General features: G+C 66.5%; 1 pseudogene. It reads left to right on the forward strand.

What is annotated here, in order from left to right:
• Window positions 1–59: 59 nt before the first annotated feature.
• A pseudogene (locus BGN91_RS07735) lies at window positions 60–433 on the forward strand (hypothetical protein); the annotation flags it as partial.

A 433-nucleotide genomic window follows, 5' to 3' on the forward strand; every position in this document is an offset into this window, starting at 1 on the left:
GCGCAAGCCGCATCCCAGGGTTCCTCCTGCGGCATTCGGTTGCGGCGGCATGGGCGGCGATGTCGCTGTTCCTCGTCCTGTGCCATTTTGCCGGATATTCGCCCGCCAGCGATCTCGACGATCTCCTGAAGCGGGTCGCGATCCGGAATTTCCTCCACACCGGGGCGTGGTTCGACCGCGCCATCCCCGGAATAATCCAGCCGGAGCCTTTCGCATCGCACTGGGTGCGGCTGGTCGACCTGCCCTATGCCATGGTCGCCGCGCCGCTCACGTTCCTCGTCGGCCGCGAGACGGCGCTCGACGTCGCGAGCTTTGCCGTGCCGCTCTTCCTTCTGTGGCTCGCGCTCTGTTTCTACCGGCGGATCATCGGCGAGATCGAATTCGGGCGGCCGTCGGAACTGTTCCTCATAGCGCTGCTCCCGGCGGTGCCGGC

The organism is Nitrobacter sp. 62-13, assembly GCF_001896955.1.
GTDB lineage: Bacteria > Pseudomonadota > Alphaproteobacteria > Rhizobiales > Xanthobacteraceae > Nitrobacter.